The sequence below is a fragment of the Fibrobacterota bacterium genome (assembly GCA_019509785.1).
GTDB lineage: Bacteria > Fibrobacterota > Fibrobacteria > UBA11236 > UBA11236 > Chersky-265.
In genome coordinates, this window is sequence record JAEKLQ010000070.1 from 1 (window position 1) to 19,157 (window position 19,157).

At 61.8% G+C, this 19,157-nt stretch carries 13 protein-coding genes and 1 tRNA gene; 11 read left to right on the top strand and 3 right to left on the bottom strand.

From position 1 onward, the window contains the following. Nucleotides 1-3,909: hypothetical protein (locus tag JF616_19985; GenBank protein MBW8890042.1), on the top strand; the 3,909-nt coding region annotated here is incomplete at its 5' end. On the opposite strand, the gene JF616_19990 is transcribed toward JF616_19985, so the two are convergent. Then, the gene (locus JF616_19990) at nt 3,906-5,516 is read right to left on the bottom strand and encodes a right-handed parallel beta-helix repeat-containing protein (GenBank protein ID MBW8890043.1); all 1,611 of its coding nucleotides are present in this window, start codon (nt 5,514-5,516) and stop codon (nt 3,906-3,908) included. The two genes, JF616_19985 and JF616_19990, sit on opposite strands and share 4 nt — an antisense overlap. 103 nt (nt 5,517-5,619) lie before the next feature. On the opposite strand from JF616_19990, the gene JF616_19995 reads away from it, so the two are divergent. The 4 genes from JF616_19995 to JF616_20010 all read left to right on the top strand — a co-directional run bounded on the left by JF616_19995 (nt 5,620) and on the right by JF616_20010 (nt 9,925). After that, nucleotides 5,620-6,525: a PEGA domain-containing protein gene (locus JF616_19995; protein MBW8890044.1), complete on the top strand. Its 906-nt coding sequence runs from the start codon at nt 5,620-5,622 to the stop codon at nt 6,523-6,525. A 138-nt stretch (nt 6,526-6,663) separates the two neighbouring features. Next, nucleotides 6,664-7,227, top strand: coding sequence for an RNA polymerase sigma factor (locus JF616_20000; GenBank protein ID MBW8890045.1), 564 nt, complete (start codon nt 6,664-6,666; stop codon nt 7,225-7,227). Nucleotides 7,228-7,232: 5 nt separating this feature from the next. Next, nucleotides 7,233-9,281 carry a PEGA domain-containing protein gene (locus tag JF616_20005; GenBank protein MBW8890046.1) on the top strand — a complete coding sequence of 683 codons (2,049 nt, stop codon included), beginning with the start codon at nt 7,233-7,235 and terminating at the stop codon, nt 9,279-9,281. A gap of 83 nt (nt 9,282-9,364) precedes the next feature. Beyond that, nucleotides 9,365-9,925 carry an alpha/beta hydrolase gene (locus tag JF616_20010; protein MBW8890047.1) on the top strand — a complete coding sequence of 187 codons (561 nt, stop codon included), beginning with the start codon at nt 9,365-9,367 and terminating at the stop codon, nt 9,923-9,925. A 59-nt stretch (nt 9,926-9,984) separates the two neighbouring features. Here the strand turns inward: JF616_20010 and JF616_20015 are convergent. Continuing rightward, nucleotides 9,985-10,060, bottom strand: a tRNA-Lys gene (locus tag JF616_20015). A gap of 60 nt (nt 10,061-10,120) precedes the next feature. Here JF616_20015 and JF616_20020 point away from each other — a divergent pair. Beyond that, nucleotides 10,121-11,038, top strand: a complete 918-nt coding sequence (locus JF616_20020; protein ID MBW8890048.1) for a tyrosine-type recombinase/integrase — start codon at nt 10,121-10,123, stop codon at nt 11,036-11,038. Between the two features lie 282 nt (nt 11,039-11,320). After that, nucleotides 11,321-12,547 carry a PAS domain-containing protein gene (locus JF616_20025; protein MBW8890049.1) on the top strand — a complete coding sequence of 409 codons (1,227 nt, stop codon included), beginning with the start codon at nt 11,321-11,323 and terminating at the stop codon, nt 12,545-12,547. Nucleotides 12,548-12,583: 36 nt separating this feature from the next. On the opposite strand, the gene JF616_20030 is transcribed toward JF616_20025, so the two are convergent. Continuing rightward, nucleotides 12,584-13,885 carry an MFS transporter gene (locus tag JF616_20030; GenBank protein MBW8890050.1) on the bottom strand — a complete coding sequence of 434 codons (1,302 nt, stop codon included), beginning with the start codon at nt 13,883-13,885 and terminating at the stop codon, nt 12,584-12,586. Between the two features lie 13 nt (nt 13,886-13,898). Here JF616_20030 and JF616_20035 point away from each other — a divergent pair, with 13 nt between their 5' ends. From JF616_20035 to JF616_20050, 4 genes are all read left to right on the top strand, one after another. Continuing rightward, complete coding sequence (locus JF616_20035) at nt 13,899-14,324, top strand: hypothetical protein (protein MBW8890051.1); 426 nt, start codon at nt 13,899-13,901, stop codon at nt 14,322-14,324. Between the two features lie 100 nt (nt 14,325-14,424). Next, entirely contained in the window at nt 14,425-15,438 is a 1,014-nt protein-coding gene (locus JF616_20040; GenBank protein MBW8890052.1) for an SDR family oxidoreductase, read from the top strand. 23 nt (nt 15,439-15,461) lie between these two features. Further along, nucleotides 15,462-16,793 carry a YihY/virulence factor BrkB family protein gene (locus JF616_20045; GenBank protein MBW8890053.1) on the top strand — a complete coding sequence of 444 codons (1,332 nt, stop codon included), beginning with the start codon at nt 15,462-15,464 and terminating at the stop codon, nt 16,791-16,793. Between the two features lie 30 nt (nt 16,794-16,823). Next, nucleotides 16,824-19,145 (top strand): amylo-alpha-1,6-glucosidase, encoded by a 2,322-nt coding sequence (locus JF616_20050; protein ID MBW8890054.1) that lies wholly within the window; start codon nt 16,824-16,826, stop codon nt 19,143-19,145. The last annotated feature ends 12 nt before the right edge of the window (nt 19,146-19,157 follow it).

The window sequence follows — 19,157 nt, forward strand, 5'->3', positions numbered from 1 at the left end:
GTTACCCATCGCAATCCCAAGACCTGCGCGGATGCCTTGGATCAAGGGAAGATCGACTTCGATCAGAACGGGGCGGTCCGCATCCTGTGGGCGCACAATATCACTATCGATGGGATCGCGGTGGACGCCGGGGGCGCGGCGCCATTCAACAATCCCAACGTCTGGGGCGACGGGGTGACCTGCAATGGCCAACTCTATCCCCTCTTCCACGGCAATGCGGGCATTGCCATCTATATCTCCGGCGCGGTTACCATCCGCCGTTGCGAAATCAGTAACGGTTACTTCGGGATCGCCGTGAAGGATCGCAACCAGGGCGGCGCCTTCGCCAATTTCAATCCGGCCGATCTCGCGAAGAACAACATCGTGCCCTTGTCCGGATTCGGCCGGGTCGGAAACCATATCTTCGAGCGGAACCGCATCCACAACAATAGCTGGGGATTCTTTTCCGAATCGGATTGGGATTTGGGGAACACCGTGCGCTACAACCTGATCTACGAGAACCATCATGCCACCGCGGCCGCGGCCGCGGCAGTAAAGGCTCTGAGCTCGGAGGGCGCCAACCAGCCGGGTGGGGCGTTCATGTTCAAAGACGTGATGCTCACCCCGTGGGCGATCTACAACAACACCTTTTGGCATAACAACACGATCTTCGCGGGCGGCTATAGGCCGGGCGCGCAACACCTCATCTTCAACAATATCTTCGCCACCCCGGCCGAATACTGGTCTGCCAACGTAGCGTTCCCCAACTCTTTCATGGAAATGACGCCCTTCTTCGTCAACCGGATGCATAACAGCCTCTTCGCGGCGCAAATCGACCCGCCCAAACTGGATAGCCAAAAGGTGCAGGCGCAGCAATACGACCAGGCCACGCAAAAGCAAGTGGTGGCGGATTCAACGCCCAAGTTCTACCGTACGCTCCGGATCATGAACCAAATGGGCGAGCCGGCCAAGGCGGACATCACCATCAATCTCACCTTGAACATGTCCACCGGTCCGGTCGTCGTGCCCCAGACCCTCACAGGCGCGATCCTGCCCGGCGCCCAGATCATAAGCGCGACCGATGCCTTTCCGGCTTCGGCCAACGTGCGATGGTACGAAATCAAGTTCAAGTCCACCGATCCCGCCAGTCCCGACTTCCTCTCGCCGGATTGGGATGATCCTGACGTGAAGAAATTCGTGATGAATGCAGGTTGGCCCGAGGCCGGCATCTACAATTCTGATGGGCAGATCGCGGACATTGGGGCGATTCCCTCCGTCTCGCGTCACACTGCGGACGTCATCATCCGTCCGCTTTCCCCTGCCCTCCTGACCGGCACCAACGGCATCCTGAGCTTCGATCTCCAATCGGTGAACGGCGATCTGTCCGGCCTCAAGGTGAAGCACATCGCCCTGGTGAGGAAGCTTCCCGTCCTTCTGACTGGCTTCGGAGGTGCTACGGCCTTGGTCGTTCCCCCGTCGATCCCCCTTACCGTGGCGGATCCCAGCCTGAAGATGGGTTCCAATACCTTGACCATCGCGGGCTTGCCCGCGCAAATCGATACCTCCACTTACGCCTTCGTCGAAATCATCGCGGAGGGAACGGCGTCAAACGGAAAACTGGCGACGACGAACGTGGGATTCATCCCGTACCGCAAGCTCGATTACAAGTTCCTGGTCGAAGTGCTCGATGTGAACACCGCGGCCAAAATCAGCAGCGTGAAGGTGGGAGAGACGGCGGGCTTGCGCATCACTCCGCAATCCCTGAACGGCCAGCTATTCAATAATACGGTTTCACCGGTGGAAGTGCATCTCGCCTCCGGATCCGACTTGCTCACCCCTCCCTATCCTCCGGCCACGAAGATCGTGGTGGATCAGGTCGTTGGCGTAACGACCAAGCAAATCCTGTTCACCAAGGTTCCCGCCGGAAACATCGAATACGTGGCCGTCTCGGGCATTTGGAAGCAAGGGGATAAAACCGTAGCCTTCTACGGCATCTCCCAAGGCGTGACGATCCTGCCCGGAGATCCAGCCAAGATCGCCTTCCAAAATCCGCCTTCGAAGATCACTTCCCCCGGCGCCGCGCCGGTGATCGACCCTGGTACGCTCTATCCGGTCACCGTCGAAGTGCGCGATATCTTCGACAACCCGGTGGGCGGGTCCGCGACCGTGACCATCAAGAGCAACAATCCCACCATCGGCGATATCGATGGCCCGACCACGGCGGTCACCGATTCCAATGGCGTCGCCAAGTTCAACGCCAAGGTGACGACGGGCGACTTGAACCAAACCTTCGAATTGGAAGCGTCCATCCCGAACAAACCTTCGGACAAAGCGGATCTGAAAGTGGGCAAGGCCCGTGATCGCTTGTGGATCCTGTATGGGGATGCGGCGAAGTACGATGCCAACGCCGAATTACGCGGCGCCGCGGGCCAGCGCTTGGCGGTGACCATCCGCGCGGGCAAGGATCCGGACACAAAGCTTACCGACCGCCAGACCGACGTCGTCGTCACGGGTTCGACCGGACTGGCCATCTATGCGGGAGCCAACGATGCGAATCCTTCTTCCGCCTTCAAGCTTACGAACGGCGAAGTGGTGATTTATGTTACGGGCCTCCGGGCCGTGGACAACGGGTACCTGAACGTCGACCCGGCCACCACCGACAATACCATCCTCGGCGGAACCCGCTCTAAGATCTATTTCACCTTCACCCCCGGCGCGGTCCTATCCGCTTCCTTCCATGCCGACAATGGCCAAGCCGCCGTGGATAGGGTCGAGATCACGTTCCGCGCCGATCTCAAACGGGCGCCTGATTCAATCGCCCTGTCCTGGCCCTCCGCGGGCGCCAATGCGAAGGTGGAAAAAACGGGAATCACCTGGAACGCGGCCTCTCCGCGCCAGGTCACCGTTAAGCTCGCCGATCCTTTCCCGGCCGGACTCTCCGCGGGCACGGGCGCCGGGACGGTATATATCTTCGATCCCGCCACTCCGGAAATTCCCGTGCAGGCCATGGCCTTTACCGGAGCCGATTCCGTCGGGCCGTTATTGGACTCCGGCGTCGTGCTCGAGAAGCTGGTTACCACGGGCCAGGACACCCTGTTCATCGGATTCAACGAGAAGATCGACGGTTCCCGTCTGACGGGCCAATCCCTGCAGCTCATCAAACCCGGAGCGGCGCCCATCGTTCTCACCATCCTTACCGCGGAAGAGATCCCTGGCAAGGGATGGCGTATAACCTTGAACGATCTCGGCGCCCAGGCGCCGGCGGGCGGGGATTCCCTGAAGATCAATGCCTCGGGCCCCTTGACCGATGCGGTCGGCAACCATGCCCATCCGCTCAACCGGCCCATCGCGCTCAAGCTCAAGAACAAACCCAGGCCGGCCCTGCTGACGGTCCGCTTTGATCAGCCCTACGAAAAGGTGAAGAGCGATCCGCAGTCCCCCGATTTCGTCATCCTCTCCGGAAACGCCGATTCTTCCTGGACGCCGGTCATGGGCAGCGTAGCGGGCCGCCCGGCGCAGGATTGCCATCAGTTGGCGTGCGGCGGGCCCGTGCAAAGCGTCCCCGGGGCCGGGATTGATAGGCCGGCCATCACCCTCGAGACCGATCGAGCCGTCCAGTACAGCGTAACCATCTTCGACAACCTGGGCGAGTTCGTGAACGGATTCACCGGCGAGATCACGAACGCCCAGCTCGGTTTGGACGACCGTAACCTACCGGTTACGGGAGGGAGCCCTCTTTTCACCCGCGGGGCCCAGGGCAAATTCACGTTGAAGATCGGTTGGAACGCGAAGTCGACCACGGGTTCCCGGGCGGCGACGGGCGTCTACATCGCCAAGATCACGGCCGTGAGCACGGCTGAAGACGGGGATGGCAAGCCGACCCGCCTGGCGCAATCGCAAGCGGTCCGGTTCGGGCTGATGCGGAATTAAGGCCGGTATCCCACCGTGAAGGATACGGTTTGGTGCTCGAAGTCGGTGAGGGTGCTCCCGGGCTTCAGGCCGTAATCCAAATCTGCCGGTGCGATGAATTCGGGCTGGATGCTGAAATTCGCTTTCAGTATATCCACGGACAAGGTCGAATCCATGCCCTCCAAGCTCCAATCAGCCGTCTTATTCCCCCACACATCGCAAAGTTCGATGTCGAGCTGGTCTTGGAATTCCGTGTCTCGCTGGCGTAGGAAACCGGTTCCGGAGTTCCCGCTGATGATGGTATTGAGGATGCTTAATCCGGAATGGGGGACGCTCACGTTGATGCCATCGCCGCCGTTGTCGGCGATGGTGCAGTTCCGCATTCCCCCGTTCGGGATATTCATATCCAAGCCGGAGCCCGAATTGCGCGCCAGCAAGACGTTTTTCATCTTGAAGGTGACGGACTGGTCGTTCTTTCCCTGTATGAACGCGCCTTTGGCGTTTTGGATCAGGCGGCAATCCGTCAGGCTTACGTCGCTGTCGACCACCCTCAATCCATAGGAAGTGCTGCTGTCGAAGACGCATCTCAGGAACGTGATATTCTTGCAGGTCGCCACCAATTGCACGCCGCCGCGGAAGACGATGTCCTGGAATTGGATGTTTTGGTTGGCGCTGAGGATCATCGCGCTGCTCGAGTGGAAGGGTACGCGGAGCACGGTACGTTCGCCCGGATATCCCCGCACCACGATGGGATTTTCCGGAGTACCGGAATGGTTGAAGCGGAGATCGACCGAATAATCGCCCTTAGCGATCAACAAGGTGTCCCCCGCCTGCGCCCCGGCGGTCCCGGCGAGTACCGAACCGGCGCTGTCCAAGGGCGGCTTATCGTGGGACTGCTTTACGAACCGGATGGAATCGTTGTAATCGGTTACCACTGCATTCGCCGCTTGCCGATCCAGGTTATAGGCCCCCACGGCCGCATTGCTATCCGCGACGGCGGCGTTCCCTTTGCCGATGCTGGCGCGTAACAGATCGAAGGATGTAATGTCCCGGGCGAAAGGCGCGAGCACCGAGTCGCTGAAATGCGTAGGGTAGATCGAGAGGGGAGAATGGTCCGCGTTGGCCGTGGCCATGAACGAGGTCACCGTGGCCATCTGGGCCTGCAGGTTGCTCCGCCCCACGTCGAAGCCGGCGTAAGGGCCGTAGGTCTTCAGGGTGTCCAGGAACACGAAAAATTGCAATGCGACGAGGGAATCCGGCGGCGCGGTAAGATTGCCGGACTCGGCGGCGGCGTTGTCCTTAACCCTCTGCGCGTTAATCGCCCGCTGCTTCGCGTTATTCGAAATGATATCCGCATTCCCTAGGGAATCCTTCCGGAATGCGTCGGCGAACCCCGCGATCATGGACGCGTACCCTGAGTCCACGGCGGCCAAAGTTTTAAGCTGGGACTCTAGTTGTTTGCGGACGGTGCCGGCGGGGACGTCGCCCCCGTTCTCCGGATCGAAGGGATTCGTCCGTTCGATGCACGAAAGGGCCAGCGAGGCCGCGCACAATGCCGCGGAGGCGCGGAGTACGCCCGCAAGGAAGCCTCCGAGCCCCCGCCGATTCGGAATGCCGATGCGGATCATGGGTATAATTATATCTAATCCCGCCCGTGGCCGGCCGGGGTCGCTATATTGTCGCCTACGGAGCGGAGTGAAGTCGATGGAATCGCGGTGGGGAAGGATGATAATGGCGGCCCTTGGCCTCGCCTGCGCGGCCATTCCGCGCGCCGAGCAGGCTTCCGGGGCGCCCCTGTCGGAGTGCGCCTCCCCCAGTAAAACCCTTTTCTACACCCCGCGCGCCCGCTCCGAATCGCTCCTGCCCCCCGGATTCTCGGACAGCTTATGGTCGCAACTGGATGGACCCGTCCGGGAATTGGGCTATTGCCTGAAGGCCATGCCCATCGGGAAAGTCTCCGGCGATACCAGCCGGAACGGCGATAATCTTTTCCTGGAAGCCTGGGCCCGGGACGAGGGCGGAGGGACCATATCGGTTTCCATAGCGGCCCTGCGTTTGCGGGAAGTAGCGGCAGGAAAGCTGCCCGAAGCGGAGGCGAGGCCGTTGGTGTATTTCCGTTTCTCCCCGTTCGAGGCGGTCGGCATGTATAGCGTACTCGCCAAAAAAGTCGCCGAGAACCTGCGTAGCCAGTACGTCGCCGTGCTATTGATCCGATCGCATCCCGCGGGCGCGGTGGTGCATGCGGCCTCGGGATTGGAAGGCTCGACTCCGGTGGAATGGGTCGTGCCCTTAGGCGAACTGCCGATCACCGTCTCCATGCCCGGATATCTGGAAGCCCGGCGGAATCTCGATTTGGGAGTCCCCGGGCAGCACACCTATGACCTGCAATTGGCGAAACGCCGATTCTACAATTCCAAGTTCATCTACCCTACCCTGGCGGCAGGCGCCGTGTCCGCGGCCGCCTTCGTCCTGGAGAACCATTATTACGGTATTTACCAGGCTTTAGGTCCGGCGGACAGCCGGGATAGGCCCGAGGCCTTCGGCCAAAACTTCCGGACCGCGAAAAACTACGAACGTATTGGGTATACCTCCCTGGCTTTGACCTGGCTGGGCCTCACCCTATGCTTCACCTTTTGACACGGGCGGCCTGTTCTCCAATGGTAAACGGCCGAATTCGGCAAATTTCCGAATATAATGCCGTTCCGACCTTTCCGCACGGTATTTATGAACTTTTCGCATGGGCTTTACACTAAGTAAATCGAGGGATGTAAGCGAATGAGCAATCTGAGCGAACCCAGTAAGCAGCTCCTGAGCGAATGCAAAGCCGGCAACCAGGCGGCATTCAAGGAAATATTCCACATGTACCGGAGCTACGCCTACAACCTCGTCTATAAGATCACCGGGCCCGAAGGGGAACATGAGGATCTGGTGCAGGAAGCCTTCTTCCAAATGTACCTGTCCCTCAAGTCCTTCCAAGGCAACTCGTCATTCAAGACCTGGTTCCACCGGGTCATCATCAATACCTGCACGGCGCGTTGGCGCTTCCAGGAAGCCGGCAAGCGCATCTCCGCCAAGAAAACCACCAGCTTGGAGAGCATGGATTACGAACTGCCGAGCCGGGACGAAGGCATCGCCAAAGAGGTGGAGCTGAAAAACCTGGTCGAGTTGGCCTTGGCCCAGCTGGACGATAAGTTGCGGATACCGGTGGTATTGAACATCTACTCGGATATGGATCTTTCGGAAATCGCCTTGGCCTTGGACATCCCCGAAGGCACCGTCAAATCGAGGCTCTTTACCGCGCGGCAGAAAATAAAGGAATATCTGGATACCCTGGAATAAGCATTATGAACGCTCCCAACCACAACCCCGGCGCCCCTCGCGATCCCGACCATCGCTTGCGCCTCTTCGTGTCCCTGCTGAAGCAGGACGTGGAAGTCCCGCGCGACTTCTCGAAAATGGAGAAGGCGTTGCTGGAGCGCATACAGAAGGCCGATGCCCTGGGGCCCTTCGCCGTTCTCAAGGTCGAAGAGACGCCTCCTCCCGGCTTCTTCGATAAGGTGGAAGCCGATCTGATGACCCGCTTCCAAAACCATCGCGAGTACGAGCAACCCGTGAACGACGTGATCGCCGCTCCGGTCAAGCCCTCGGGCATGGAACTGCATCGCATCGAAAGCCGCCTGGATGAGCGTATCGACCTGGCCCGTCGTTTGGAACCCTGGGAGCTGGTCGTCAAGGCCGGCGAAGTCTTGCCGCTGGGCCGCTGGGAAGCCATCGAAGAGTCGCTCTTCGCGCGCATCGAGCAGCACCGCAAACTGGATTTGATCGCGCCCGCCCACACCTGGCTCGGCTTGGGCCTGTTCCGTTCGACCCCGCTCCGCATCGCGGCCGGCTTGGCCCTCGCGGCCGTCGCGTCCCTCGGGGCCTGGAAGTCCCTGCGCCGTCCGTCCGTCCCTTTGGAAACCCTTGTGTATCAGGCCCAGGGCGCCACCGCCAGCGAGATCGCCTCCGCCTTCCCCCAGGGCAGGCCCGACCTCCATGGCCGCGCGGATATCCTGTCCCGCGACGACGGGGCGATGACCTTGGTGAACCAGCGCGGTTTCGTGGAGATGCATAACGGTTCGCGCTTGCAGATCGAGGAAGCCGATCAGAAGAAGATCCGCTATCGCGTCGCCTTCGCCGGCCACGGCCACGCGGCGCGCGGAAACGTCACCTTCTTCGTGAGCAAGCGGAAAGCCGGCGAGAAGTATCAAGTGGCCACGCCCGATTACCGTATCGACGTGGTGGGGACTTATTTCCGCGTGCGCCCGGATCTAGGGGGCCGCGTCGCCACCTCGGTGCTGGAGGGCAGCGTCAAAATCCATTCCGATGTCTATGGCGATTTCGAAGTGGCCGCCGGCCAAAGCCTGGTCTACGATGCGGCCACGGAGCGCTATCGCGTGCAGGACGGCGGGGCCAGCGTGCGCCGCGAGGATATCGAGACCGTGCCCGGGGTGGACGAGCTGAGCCACTACGGCGTCGTGACCGTGACTTCGAACGAGCCTGGGGCCGAAGTGCGCGTGGATGATCGCTTCAAAGGCGCCACGCCCCTGGTAGTGCTGCTGCCGCCCGGCCGCCATTCCTTGCAATTGTCCAAGGACGGGCATCCCCCTTTGGATACGGCCGTGACCGTGGCGTTCGGAGGCACTCACCGCTTGGCCTTGGCCCTTCCCGAGGCCGCCAAGCACATCGCCAAAACCCTCCCGGCTCCCGCCCGCCCCTCCGCCGTCAATTACTCCCCGGCCCCCGCACCGGCGCCTCAACCCATCCAGGCCGCGCCTTCTCAAGCCGAGGAAGCCGACCTCATCTACCGTAAGGCGGAGCAAATCCAGTCCGCCGATTGGCAAGGCGCCATCCAACTCTATCGTCAGGTGCTGGAAAATCCGGACGCCCCTCCGTTACGTAAGGATGACGCGTTGTTTTCGGTAGCCCGCTTGCGTGCCGAGCACGAGAAGGATAAGACCCAAGCCCGCGAGGACTTCCTGCGCTATCTGGCCATGTACCCGGACGGCGCCTTCGCCGGCGAGTCATGGCTGCGGCTGGCCGAGCTCGAAGTGGGAAGGAACCAGGGCAAGGCCATCGAGTATTACCTGCGCAGCATGGAGAAGATGCCGCATCATCCCCGCATGTCCGAGATGCAGCACCGCGTGGGACTGCTATACTTGCAGAACAAGCGTTACGATGAGGCCATTGCCATGTTCCGGCAAAGCCTGGGCAATATCCTTTACGCCAACGAATCCGAGAAGCGTAAGATTTACCAGAGCCTGTACCGGGCTTTGGTCGCCAAAGGCGACAACCTCGCGGCCGGGGAAATCGCCAAGGAATACCGCTTCCAGGACGATAGCGCCGGGAAGTAAGGCTTTCCGCCCTGACCGGGCGGCCCAATCTTCCCAAGGTCGCTTGCTTTAGGCGGCCGATTCCATTACCCTTTTGAATACCCATGCAATACCTCATCATGCCCGGCATCGGCGATTCCGGCCCGCATCATTGGCAGACGCTTTGGGAAAAACGCGACCCGCGCTTTAAACGGGTGAAGCAGCGCGATTGGGATAATCCCGATCGCGTCGAATGGGTCGGCGCCCTCGGGCGCGCCATCGCGGATTACCCCGGGGATCTGATCCTGGTGGCGCATAGCCTGGCTTGCCTACTGGTTCCCCATTGGACCCTGACTTCCCAACCCCGCATGCGCGGCCGCGTCCGCGCCGCGCTTCTGGTGGCGCCGCCCGATCCGGGCGGACCCGCATTTCCTGCGGCCGCGACGGGCTTCGCGCCGGTTCCCCTCTTCCCCCTGCCCTTCCCCAGCCTGGTGGTCGCGAGCACGAATGACCCTTATGCCAGCGTGGCTTATGCCGCAGGACTGGCCCAGGCGTGGGGCAGCCGGTGCGAAATCGCGGGGGCTAAAGGCCATCTCAATTCCGAAAGCGGATTGGGCGAGTGGCCGGAAGGCATGGAATTGCTGGAGAGCCTGGTGCGCCAGGCGATACCGAAGATGGATACATGAAAATCCCCCTCCAAGCCCTTACGGTTCCATGTGGTTTCGCAGGTCTTGGAGGGGGGAAGTGGTGGGTACCGTAGGGATTGAACCTACGACCCGCTGATTAAGAGTCAGCTGCTCTACCAACTGAGCTAGGCACCCGAGGCGGATAAATATAATCCTAGGTTGTAATTTTTCCAAAACATTTCCGGCCCCGAATCCATGAGCCCCGCAACCGCCCTCCCCAGCCCGCCCATTCCCGAAGAAGACGGATATCTGGCCCACCTTCGCTTGGAAAAACGGCTGAGCCCGGAGACGGTAGCGGCGTACCAGTCGGACTTGCGATTGTTCTTCCGGCAGGCGTCGGGATTGGAAGCCATGACGCTGGCCCATTTGCGCGCCTTCCTGCGCGGCGTAGCGGAGCTGGGCTTCGCGCCTGCCAGCATCTCCCGTTACCTTTCCGCCTTGAAGAGTTACTCCGCCTGGCTCGCCGAAGAAGGGCATCTCGCGGTGGACCCCGCGCGCGTCCTGAAAGGCCCCAAGCAGCAGCGCTACAAGCCCTCCAGCCTGAGTCATGCGGAGATGGACGCCTTGTACGATTCCTTGGAAGCGAAAGCGGCGGAAGGGGGCCCGGCATCCTTACGCGATCTGTGCCTGATCGAATTGCTGTACGGCCTGGGGCTGCGGATTTCCGAAGGCATAGGATTGAAACTCGATCACGTGAACCTTACCGAGGCCGCCGTGCTGGTGCAGGGCAAGGGAAGCAAGCAACGCTTGGTGCCATTGGGCGGCAAGGTAAGCGGTAGCTTGCGTCGCTACCTGGAGATCTGGAACGGGACGGGACGCACCGACACCGTATTGCTCAACCGCTTCGGGCGTCCGCTCTCGCGCATGGGAGCGTGGAAAATCGTGCAGCGCATTTGCCTGGAAGCGGGCATTACGACGCCGGTTTCCCCGCATACCTTCCGGCATACCTTCGCGACCCATCTGATTATGGCAGGGGCCGATTTGCGCTCGGTGCAGGAGATGCTGGGCCATACCGATATCAGCACCACCCAGATTTACACCCACCTCGATCAAGACTACCTGCGCGAGGTGCATAAGAGTTTCCATCCGCGCAACCGGGGCGGAAAGCCCTAAGCCCCCGCGCCAATCGGGGGTTGGGCGTAGACTTACGCCGCCTGCCGAAATCGCCGCTTCCGATTGCCATAATGGCGGGCCCGCGCCAAAACCGGGCGTTTCTTGGGCCTGAATCGGAAACCAGGACTAGCCTCGGCATTGGAACGCTTATTGCGTTCTCTCCCCCATGTCCGACAATCGAGTCGAACCGAGAAGGAGTCGCAAATATGTTCGGCAAGAATGTCGCTCCCTGGGATAGGTGCAATCCGGATAACCGGGACCACAAGGCTTAAGGCGGAAGCGATGGACACGCAAGGGGAAGAAGTACTCATCCTGGACGCGTTTACGCAGTCCGACTATGCGATCTGCATCACGGATCCGCATGGAACCCTTCTGCGCGTCAACGACGCTTATCGCAGGCTGTACAAGTTCGGGCCGGAAGAAAGCGTGGTGGGCTCTCCCGCCTCGGTGATCCGATCCCCGCTCACCCCCGACCAAGTCTACCGATCGATGTGGAAGACCATTTCGGCGGGAGGGATCTGGCGCGGCGAACTGAGCAACCGCGCGCGGGACGGAAGCGAAGTGTATATCCATCTCACCATCTCCCCCGTCCGGCGGAAGGGGCGCATCGTAGGGTACATGGGTTTTTCGCTGGACCGCGCCCAGCAAGTGATCTTGGAAAAGCAATTGTTCCACGCCAACAAGCTGATGGTGATCGGGACCTTGGGTTCGGGCATTGCCCATGAGATGAATAATCCCCTGGCGAGCATCCTGCTGGATGCCGAATACCTGCGGGACAGGCTCGATGAGATCGTCGGGCACCCCGCCGTCGAGCAGGCCCGCCAGGCTTCCAATTCCATCATCCGCTGCGCGGAACGCATGCGGCGCGTGTTGGAGCATCTTCTCCAATACAGCAAACCGGAGAGCCTGCAAGCGCGCTCCACCATCACGGCCCCTTCCCTGCTCGAAGATTGCTTCATGTTCGTGGAAGGCCAGCTCCGGGGCCAGGGGATCGAGGTCTCCTTGGACGCTGATCCCGGCCTTTTCATCGTCGGCAACCGCTCCGAACTGGAGTCGGTCATCCACAATCTCATCGCGAATTCGCGCGACGCGTTCGCGGGTCAGACCAATAGCGACAAGCGCATCTGCGTTTCCGCCCGCGCGCTGCCCGAAAAAGGGCTCGTCAGCATAGAATTCAAGGACAATGCCGGAGGCGTGCCCCCGGAGGTCCAGTCCCATCTTTTCGAACCTTTCTTCACCACCAAGGGGGCCGCGGGCTCCGGACTGGGGCTTTCCCTGAGCCGGCATATCCTGGCCGCCCATGGCGGGGAGATCCATTTCGAGTCCGGCGACGGGTGCACTACTTTCCGAATCCTGCTTCCCGCCTCCGGAGCCGGAGGGATATCCCTATCTTTTCCGGCGCCCGAAAACCGTAAGCAGGGAGCCGAGGGAAAGAATGGATATGCGACCAGGACGGGAAGGGGATTTTCCGCGCCTTTCGGCGACGGGTCCGATGTCGTTGGCGGATAACGCCGCGACGGCGATCTCGCTTTACTGATTTCCGCTTCAATCCGGGGAAGCCACGGGCGGCGGGAAACGATCCATCTTCCGCAACATCGGGAAGGCTTTCATCCAGGTTGCCGTAACGGCCAGGGTAGCCAGTCCGCCCAGTACCACCGACCTCTGCACCCCGAACCATCCCGCCGAAACCCCGCTCTCGAATTCCCCGAGTTCATTGGAAGCTCCGATGCAAACCGAACTGACCGCGGCCACGCGCCCGCGCAAGGCATCGGGCGTACCGCTTTGGATCAGGTATTGCCGCACGTAAACGCTGAGCATGTCCCCCGCCCCTAAGGACGCCAAGGCAAGCAAGGAGATCCAGGCGCGCGTGGCGAGGCCGAACACGATGGACGCGACGCCGAACCAGGCCACCCCGACGAACATCCAGGCGCCCACCCGGCGGCGTAACGGAAATCGGGCAAGCCACGCGGACATGGCCGCCGCGCCCACGGCGGGAGCCGCCCGCAGGAATCCCAAGGTGGATGGATCGGCCCCCAGTACGTCCTTGGCGATGGCGGGAAGCAGGGCGGTGCAGCCTCCGAATAGCACGGCGAACAGATCGAGGGACATCGCACCGAGCAAGGCCTTGCGCGACATCACGAAACGCAGGCCTACCAAGGCGCTGGCCCAGCCGATCGGAGACGGCGGCTCGTTGGCGCGGCGGACCCGTACCCTGGAGAGCAAGACGATGGAGGCCAGCATTCCCGTTCCCACCACAGCGTGCACGACGGCCGGGCCCAGCATGTAGAGAAAGCCGCCCAGGACGGGACCGGCCACGACCGCGATATGGAAGGTGCCCGTGAAGAGCGGCAGCGCCCGGGCGAACTGGTCGTCAGGGACGACGTTGCGGAGCAGGGCCTGGCTGGCCGGCATGGCGAAGGCGCGGGCGGCGCCCAGGAGGACGAGGACGGCGAAGATGGGAGCCACTGATCGCGTGCCATGCAAGGTGGCGACGAGCAAGGTCGTGGAACCGGCCAGGTAGGCGACGTTGCATGCGAGCAGGATATTACGGCGGGGGAAGCGATCGGCGGCCTGCCCGCTCAAAGGGATCAGGGCGACGAAGGGCAGGAATTGCGCGAGCCCCACGTATCCCAAGTACGCCGCCTTTCCCGTCAAGGCGTATATCTGCCAGCCGATGGCGACGCTTTGCATGAGCATAGACGATGCGCTCAGGAAGCGGGAGGCGGCGAGGAAAAGGAAGGAGCGATTGCGGAGCACGGAGGGCATTTCCGCAATATAGGAAGCGATTCGCGCGCGAATCCGGCGCGCTTGCGCGCAACTTGCGATAAGGCCGCGCGCTTTTTTCATTGGTGATAAGCCTATGTCCCGCACCCGCAATGCCCCGCGGCCGGCCCGCCCCAAGCCGAAGACCAAACGGTATAAGGGAACCAAAACCTTATTCCGTGAGTTGAGCGATTGCCGCATTTACGTGGTGGACGGGACCACCATGCGACGCGAAGTGGATGACAATTTCATCATGGGATCCAACGCCAAAGCGAACGCGGAATACATCCCAGATGGGGAGATTTGGATCGAGCAAATGCTGACGCCCGCCGAACGCTTTTTCATCGCCTTGCACGAAACGGTCGAGTTCCGGCATATGGAAAAGGGGGCGAAGTACGATCAGGCGCATCAGCTCGCCAGCAAGATGGAGCAGGGCTTACGCAAGAAATGGAAGGACTTCCCGTTCCTTTCCGACGATTGGCCCGTGAGCCCGGATTTACCGGCTTTTTTCCCCAAACGCTGATCTTCCCCTGCAGCCCCGCATTTCCACCTTGTACCGCGGGTCCGGCGGAATGTTTTTTCAATGCATCGCCTTCAATGCTTCGCCATACGGGGTTCCGGTAATGGAGCAACATAAGAACGGGGAAGTCGTGGTCATTACGGGAGGGACGGCCGGCGTTGGCCGCGCCGTCGCGCGCCGCTTCGCGGTTGCCGGCGCTTCGGTTGCCGTTATCGCGCGCGGAAAGGATCGGCTGGACGCAACCTTGGCCGAGCTGCAGGCCCTGGGAGTACGCGCCTTGGCCCTGCAGGCCGATGTCGCCGATGCCGCGGCGGTAGAGGCGGCCGCCGAACGCGTCGAAAAGGAATTGGGCCCCATTGATATCTGGGTGAACAACGCCATGACTTCGGTATTCTCGCCGGTTTGGGAGATGAAGCCGGAGGAGTACGCGCGCGTGACGCAAGTGACCTACCTGGGATTCGTGCATGGGGCCCTCGCCGCCTTGCGGCGCATGCGGCCGCGCGACCGGGGAACCATAGTGCTGGTTGGGTCCGCCCTGGCCTACCGGGGGATACCGTTGCAATCGGCCTACTGCGCATCCAAGCATGCCATCCAAGGATTCATGGACTCCTTGCGCAGCGAGCTACTGCATGTGGGGAGCCGCGTCCACGTCTGCATGGTGAACTTGCCCGCCGTCAATACCCCGCAATTCGCCTGGGTCAAGTCGCGCCTGCCCAATAAGGCCCAGCCGGTGCCGCCCATCTACCAACCGGAAGTTCCCGCCGAAGCCATATACCGGGCCGCCCACTCGCGCCGCCGCGAATGGCTAATCGGATGGCCCACCTACCGGGCCATCTGGGGCAATTACATCGCGCCCGGCTTCGCCGATCGCGTCTTGGCCAAGATGGGATTCAGCTCCCAACAAGGCGGGCAAGCGGAAGATCCCGGCCGCCCGGACAACTTATGGTCGCCGCCTCCCGGCGATTACGGATGCCATGGGAGCTTCGATGCCCTGGCCCACGACCGGAGCCCTCTGCTTTGGCTGAGCCGGTTCCGGGCGCGTATCGGCCTGGGGCTGCTGGGAGCCGCCTCGGCGCTGGCATTGGCGATGGGCCGGCGCCGGAGGGCGGCCCGCTAAGGCGCCATGCGCCCGCGGATCCAATGCGGTTGATCACCTCCATCCGGAAATTCCTCGCCCAAGACATCTGGGACATCCGCACGAGCCATCTTCCGGGCCCTAAGCGCATACCGCTCTCCGCCCTGAAACTGCTGCTGGCGACCGCGCGGGGTTTCCAGGAGGATGCGGTGGCGTTGCGCGCCAATGCCTTGACCCTCAATTCCCTGCTGGCCATCGTCCCTGTGCTGGCCTTGCTGTTCGGCATCGCCAAAGGCTTCGGACTGGAAAAGCGCTTCCAAGGTTGGATCCTGTCGCAGTTCCCCGAACAGCAAACCGTACTCGGGCAGTCGCTGGTTTTCGCGCAACGGGCGCTCGCTTCGGCGCAAGGAGGCTTGGTGGCGGGAGCGGGAGTGATCTTCCTGCTCTATGCGGTGGTGCAAGTGATCGGCCAGGTGGAGCAGGCCATGAACCATATCTGGTCCATCGCCCGGCCGCGCACCTTGAGCCGCAAGTTCAGCGATTACATCTCCCTCATCCTGGTCGGCCCCTTCCTGCTCCTGGGCGCGAGCAGCCTGAACGTATACGTAACGACTTGGGTCCACACCGCGGCGGAGTCTTCCTCTTTCGCGCCGGTGCTGGGCCCCGCCGCGCGCGCGGCCATCCGTACCCTGCCTTACGTTCTGCTTTGGATGCTGTTCTCCTTCACCTACGTGTTCTTGCCCAACACCAAGGTGAAAATCGGATCCGGCCTCTTGGGCGGGGCCGCCGCCGCCCTGCTCTACCAGGCGGCCCAGAGCCTGTACTTGCGTTTGCAGATCGGGGTCTCGCGGGACAACGCCATCTACGGTAGCTTCGCGGCCCTGCCCCTCTTCATCATCTGGCTACGCGTGAGCTGGAACATCGCCTTGTTCGGGGCGGAACTTACCCAACAGCACCAGAACTTTTCCGGAAACGAAAGCGCGGGACGCGAGGCCGAGCTCAGCTTCCGCGAAGTCAAACGCATCGCCCTGGACGTTTGCGCCTTCGTGCTCGGGCGGTTCGAGAAGGGACAGGTCCCGGCCTTGGCCAGGGAAATCGGAGAGGGACTGCGCGTGCCGATGAAGGCCTTGGGCACGGTCTTGAAACGATTGGTGGCCGCAGGGCTGCTGGTGGAAACCGAATCGCCGGGAGGGCAGAAGGACCCCGGGTACCTCCCCGCCCGCCCGCGGGAATCCCTCACGCCGATGATTATCGTGGACGCCTTGGAACGCCAAGGCGAGGAAGTCCCGCTGACGGAACCGCATGCCACCGACCCGGGCGAATCGATCCTGGCGCGCTGGGAGGAAAGGCTGCGCGGCGGCGGCGATGAGCCATCCTTGCTCTCTCCCGCGCGATAGGGCAAACGGGGAGAACGACGAGCTTCGCAAATGGGAAAGCCAATCCGCAAACGATCCGCTTCGCGCGGCGGCCGGAAGGAACCGACCCCCGATCAAGTCAAGATCAAACTCCTGACCCGGAAAAACCCGTCGGCGGCATCCGGCATCAGCGATGCGCCCGTCATCAAGGATGGGGATGTTTTCCTGGTTACGGAGAAAGACGGCTTGATCCCCTTCTCCGGCAATCACGGCTTCGGGCTGTACTACCATGATTGCCGCTATTTGGACGGGTATCGCATTACCATCAACGGGGCCGCGATGGACTCGCTCTCCCTGACTACCCGGGATGGCTTCCTTTCCGCCTTCGAACTGACGAATCCATCCCTTCCTTATAAGCGGGCTTCTTCGAAAAAGCCTGCGCAGCAAAGGACGCGGGGATCTTCCGGAAATCGCGCGCGGAAGGAAGACCGCATCCACGAGCACTCCTTGGGGCTGCGGCTCACGCACTTGCTGTCCCGGGGCGAAGCATCCATGCGGGATATCCTGGAGGTCCGCAATTTCGGCCCCGAGGCGATCGAACTGGAAGTCCGCATCGAATTGCGATCGCGATTCGACGATGTCTTCAACATCCGCGGCTTGGACGACCGCAAGCCCGGCAAGGTCAGCCGACCCGCATGGTCGGGCCAGGTGCTCGCTTTCGCCTACCGGGGCGGGGACGGGATCGAGAGAAGCCTATCGGTCCGGTTCCAAGACTCCCTGCGCAAGGGGAAAGGCGCGGAGGCGCGCTTCGCGGTCAGGCTCAAGCCGGAAAAGACGCAACGCCTGGAGTGGGTATTCCTGATCCATGAGGACGGGGAACACGGTGCCGATACCCTCGTGCGCGCAGACGCCATCCCGAACGCCAAGGAGACCCATCGGCTCCAGGCCGAAGAGCGGAATGAGCATACTTCCCGGGGCGCGGAAATCGCGTGCGACCACGAATTGCTGAACCTATCCATCGGCCAAGCCCTTAAGGATCTCCGTTCCTTGCAAAGCGAATACGAGGGCCTGCGTTTCTTCTCGGCGGGGATTCCCTGGTTCGCGACCCTGTTCGGGCGTGATACCCTCACCGCCTGCCTGCAAACCTTGGCTTTCGATCAGGAGTCGAGCGCGGGGACCCTGCGATTGCTCGCGCGCATGCAGGGCAGGAAGATGAACCCTTGGACGGAGGAGCAGCCCGGGCGCATCCTGCATGAATTCCGCCGCGGCGAACTTGCCCGCGCGAACATGATCCCCTATAGCCCGTTCTACGGAACCGTGGATGCCACGGCCCTGTTCCTCATCCTCCTGGCCGAACATTCCCTTTGGAGCGGAAGCCTGGATCTTTTCCGGGAACTACGCGCCTCCGTTGATCTCGCCCTGGCCTGGATGGACCGTTACGGGGACGCCAACGGGGACGGCTACCTCGAGTACGCCTATCCCCGCGTGGGTTCGCAGATAAACCTGGGATGGAAGGATGCCGGGGATTCCATACCGAGCGGGGACGGAAGCCTGGCGAAATCACCTATTTCCTTGGTCGAAGTCCAGGCCTATGCCTATCGCGCCCGCATCGGGATCGCCCACCTCTTGCGCCGGAACGGCGAAGCGGTTTTGGCCGGGGAATTGGAGGCGGATGCCGCCGGCCTGCGCTCGCGCTTCCATCGCGACTATTGGATGGGGCAGAAGAAATTCTTCGCCATCGCGCTGCACGGGCGCGGAGGCCAGGCGGACGTCGTGTCCAGCAATCCGGGCCAAGCCTTATGGGGCGGGATCGTGGAGCCCGCGAGGGCCGAGGCCGTGCGGGACCGGCTGATGGCGGAGGACTTGTTCACGGGCTGGGGCGTGCGCACCTTGTCTTCCGGAGAGAAACGCTATAACCCCACCAGCTACCACCTGGGAAGCGTTTGGCCCCACGACAATTCCTTCATCGCGGCCGGATTACGGGATTACGGTTTCGATTCCGAAGCCATGCGCCTCTTCGAAGGCATGTTGGACGCGGCCGATCATTTCCCGGAGCGTAGGCTGCCGGAATTGTTCTGCGGCTTCTCCCAGCGGGAATTCCCCGAGCCCGTGAAATATCCTATCGCTTGCCATCCCCAGGCCTGGGCCGCCGGAACGCTGCCCTACATGCTGACCACCCTGTTAGGGCTGCGGCCGGACGGGTTCCAACGCCGCCTGGCTATCGTACGTCCCATGCTGCCCGCTGGTTGCAATTGGCTCGAGTGGAAGCGCCTACGCGTTAGGGATGCGAAGGTGGATCTGCGTTTCGAGCGCGACGGGGAGCGCGTGCGGGTACGCGTGCTGAAGACGGAAGGGCAATTGGAAGTGGCGCATGCCCCGGCGCACCACGAGTGAAAATACGCTTGC